Below are 3773 nucleotides of genomic sequence, written 5' to 3' on the forward strand. Positions count from 1 at the left end.
ACATCACCCCGTTGCATCCGCTCCACCCACATCTCATGCGCAACTCCCGCACCACCACCCCCACAACACCCCCACACACAAGGGAGATCAGCATGCGTCGAAACCGACGTATCGCCATCGGCTCGGTGCTGGCGGCCACCGCCCTGGCCCTGACCACGATGCCCGCGATGGCCTCCGAGGAGACCACCCTCGCCGAGCGCGCCGAGAAGGCCGCCGCCGAGCTGCCCGAGGGCATGCTCGAGGCCATGCAGCGCGACCTGGGCCTGACCGCCGACGAGGCCAAGGTCAGGATCGTCGAGGAACTCGACGCGGCCGTCCTGGACCAGGACCTCAGCGCCGAACTCGACGGCTACGCCGGTTCCTGGCTGGCCGAGGGGACCACCGACCTGGTCGTCGCCACCAACGACAGCGCCGAGGCCGCGGAGATCCGCGCCGCCGGTGCCGAGGCGAGGGTCGTCGAGCACAGCCTGGACGAGTTGGAGTCCGTCAAGGAGCTCCTCGACGAGGCGGCCGAGGTCAACCCGACCGACAACGCCCCGCTCTGGTACGTGGACGTGCCCACCAACAAGGTGGTGCTGCACGCCTCCGACACCGCCGCCGCGGCGGACTGGGCCGAGGCCAACGGTGTCGACGCCTCCGCCCTGGAGATCGTCGAGTCCGACGAGCAGCCCCAGCCGTTCTACGACCTGATCGGCGGCGACGCCTACTACATCGGCAGCGGTCGCTGCTCGGTCGGCTTCTCGGTGCGCCGGGGCAGCACCCCGGGCTTCGTGACCGCCGGTCACTGCGGTCGCGTCGGCAACACCACCACCGGCTACAACCGGGTCTCCCAGGGCACCTTCCAGGGCTCGGTCTTCCCCAGCCGCGACATGGCATGGGTCTCCGTCAACAGCAACTGGACCCCCACCTCCTGGGTGCGGGTCTCCAGCAGCACCGGCGTGCGGGTCACCGGCTCCACCCAGCAGCCGGTCGGCTCCTCCATCTGCCGCTCCGGCTCCACCACGGGCTGGCACTGCGGCACCATCCAGCAGCACAACACCTCGGTGACCTACCCCCAGGGCACCGTCAGCGGTCTGACCCGGACCTCGGCCTGCGCCGAGCCCGGTGACTCCGGCGGCTCGTTCATCTCCGGCTCGCAGGCGCAGGGTGTCACCTCCGGTGGCTCCGGCAACTGCCGCAGCGGTGGTACCACCTACCACCAGCCGGTGAACCCGATGCTGTCGCAGTGGGGTCTGACCCTCGTGACCAACTGACCCGGCGGCCCGTCCGGGTCAGCTCACCGCCCGGCCCGCCGGGCCCCCACCACGGGGGCCCGGCGGGCCGCCGGCGTCGGTACCGGCGGGACCCTCCGGGGGCGGGGCGGAACGCGCGGCGTTCTCCAACCAGTACCGGAAGAGCCGGTGGACGGCCTCCGCGCCGACGATGCCCGTGGTTCCGGCGGTGCCCCCGGCGTCCCCCTCATCCGCTCCGGCGTCCCGCGGGAGCGCCTGCGAGGGATCGCCCAGGGTCCGGGGGGCCAGCAGGAACGCCTCGTTCTGCTCCCCGCCCAGGCCCCCGTGGGAACCGATCTGCTGCTCGAAGGCGTGCACGGCGCCCGTCGCGGGGTCCACGGCCGAGTTCACCATGATGTCGGGCGCGTGCGGGAAACGCGCGGTGCGCAGCACCCCGGCCGCGGCGGCGGGGCCGAAGGGGGCCAACGGGTCCCGACCGAGGACCCTCCCGTCGACCAGGTGGTGCTCGCCCCCGCGGCCGAGCACCACCGGCCCGTGCCGTTCGTCCTCCACCAGGACGAATCCGATGCCCGGATGGCCGGCCAGCAGCGGGAGCAACGCCGGGTGGGCGGCGTCGATCCGCTGCCGGGTGGCCCGCCCCGGCAGGTCGGGCAGGGAGACCAGTCCGAGATTGCCCGAGCCGAGGACCACCGGATCGGTGACCGGGCGCGCGGTCGGTGGGGCGGGGTCGGGTGCCCGAACCCGCCGTCGGGGCGTCGCGGTCGCGGCGTTCGCCGTCCCAGCCGTCGCGCGCACCGGCGGGATCCCGGCGGTCCCCTCCTCGGGACGGTGGAGCGCCACCCGGACCGCGCCCCGCGCCTCGGCCCCGGACTCGTGCCGGTGACGCCGTTCCCGGGGCACCGGGGCGCCGCAGCCGGTGCGCACCAGCGTCTCCAGTCGCACCCCGTAGGCCGACTCGAAGGTTTCGCCGTGGCTCTGTCCGTGGTCGGAGAGCAGTACCAGGTGGTAGGGGCGCGGGGCGTGCTCGATGGCGCGCTCGACCAGCTCCACGCAGCGGTCGAGGCGGGTCAGCACCTTCCGGGCGTCGGGACTGCGCGGGCCGGAGTGGTGGGCCACCTCGTCGTAGGCGACCAGGTCCGCGTAGACGGCGCGCCGTCCGGTGAGGACGTCCCCCAGGACGGCGGCGAGCACCACGTCGCGCTGCACCACCGTGGCGAACGCGCGGACGAGTGGGTAGAGACCGCCCCGGGACACCCGGGGGTGGTCGCCGCGCAGCCTGGCCCGAACGGCCTGGACGATCTCGCGGACGACCTCGACCACGAAGGACCCGGCGGTGCGCACGGCGTGTGCAGGATCGGAGAAATACGCGAAGTAGCCGGCCCGCGACCGACGGCGTCCGAAGGCCGGCCTACCGGCCACCGAGAGGACGAGGGCCGACTGCTCGGCGCCGCCGGTGAAGAGGTTGCCCCGGCTCGCGCCGCCCTCGGCCAGCAGACCGGGGGAGCCGGTGCGCTCCCGGGCGCGGCGCTGCATCTCCACCGCGCTGGAGGGCCGGTTGCTGACCATCAGCGTGCCGGTCTCCTTCTCGTACCAGCGGAAGGCCGGCACGTCGTGGTTGCTGCCGTGCAGGATGCCGAGCTGCGCGGCCCCGGTCTGGCTCTGCCAGTCGGTGCGCCAGGGCAGCAGGCGGTGGGTGTCGGCGCACAGGCGGGAGACCGTCGGCATCAACGGCTCGGGCCCCTCGACCGCCTCGCGCAGGAGCCGGTGGCCCACACCGTCGAGTTGCAGGAACACGAAACCGGGGGTCGTCGCGCCGGCTGCGGGGCCGGTCCCGGGGCGATCCCGGCCGCGCAGGCCGGCCATCCGGCGCAGCCGACGGCGCAGCACGCGCGGGTCCCGGGTGGCCAGGCCGGTGCTCACCGCCGAGGTCGTGGCGGAGAGCACGGCCGCGACCACCACGGCCGTGCCGGTGCCGACCTCTCCCCTGTCCTGCGGCAGGAGGGTCAGCGCGAGCCACAGGATGGAGCCGTTGAGCAGGAAGACCAGGGACCCCAGGGCCAGGGCCGGCACCAACAACAGGGCCCGCACCAGCCACGGCCAGACGAGGGCGCCCAGGAGGCCGAAGACGGCCGCCGCGAGAGCGGCGGTGACGCCCATGCCGGTCGGGGAGTCGTCCTCGGGGTGCTGGAGCCGCAGGCGCGGCAACAGGGTGGCGAGGACGATCAGGGTGAGGGTGCCGGCCGCCCACACCGTGAGCCCGCGCAGCAGGGCTCCCGCCAGTCCGTGCCGCACCGCTTCGCGCACGGGGCCGCCTTTCGTATCGGTACCGCCCGTCGTCCCCCTCCGGTCCACGTCCGTCCGGCCCGGGGGTGCGGGTCATTCTTCCGGAAGCCCGGGGGCGAGCGGGTGCCCGGGTGCCGGCCGGGTCTCCCGGGTGAGGCGCCGCGTAGGCTGCCGGGGAATCGGGGAATGACGTCTTCCGGTCCGGCCGGGTCGACCCCGGGTTCCCGAATCGCCGGGAAGGTGGCCGGGGCGGGAGGG

General features: G+C 74.3%; 2 protein-coding genes. One reads left to right on the forward strand and one right to left on the reverse strand.

Features of this window, described 5'->3' with window-relative positions:
• The first annotated feature begins 92 nt into the window (after positions 1-92).
• Positions 93-1253 carry a S1 family peptidase gene (locus FNQ90_RS15590; RefSeq protein WP_182606936.1) on the forward strand — a complete coding sequence of 387 codons (1161 nt, stop codon included), beginning with the start codon at positions 93-95 and terminating at the stop codon, positions 1251-1253.
• Positions 1254-1271: 18 nt separating this feature from the next.
• On the opposite strand, the gene FNQ90_RS15595 is transcribed toward FNQ90_RS15590, so the two are convergent.
• Positions 1272-3536, reverse strand: a complete 2265-nt coding sequence (locus FNQ90_RS15595) for a phage holin family protein (RefSeq protein WP_323379988.1) — start codon at positions 3534-3536, stop codon at positions 1272-1274.
• Positions 3537-3773: the final 237 nt, after the last annotated feature.

The organism is Streptomyces alkaliphilus (assembly GCF_014141535.1).
In the GTDB taxonomy this organism is placed as follows: Bacteria; Actinomycetota; Actinomycetes; order Streptomycetales; family Streptomycetaceae; genus Streptomyces; species Streptomyces alkaliphilus.

Bases quoted from the DNA above. Each gene is read 5' to 3' on its own strand.
- FNQ90_RS15590 (WP_182606936.1), top strand. From the start codon at position 93: ATGCGTCGAAACCGACGTATCGCCATCGGCTCGGTGCTGGCGGCCACC.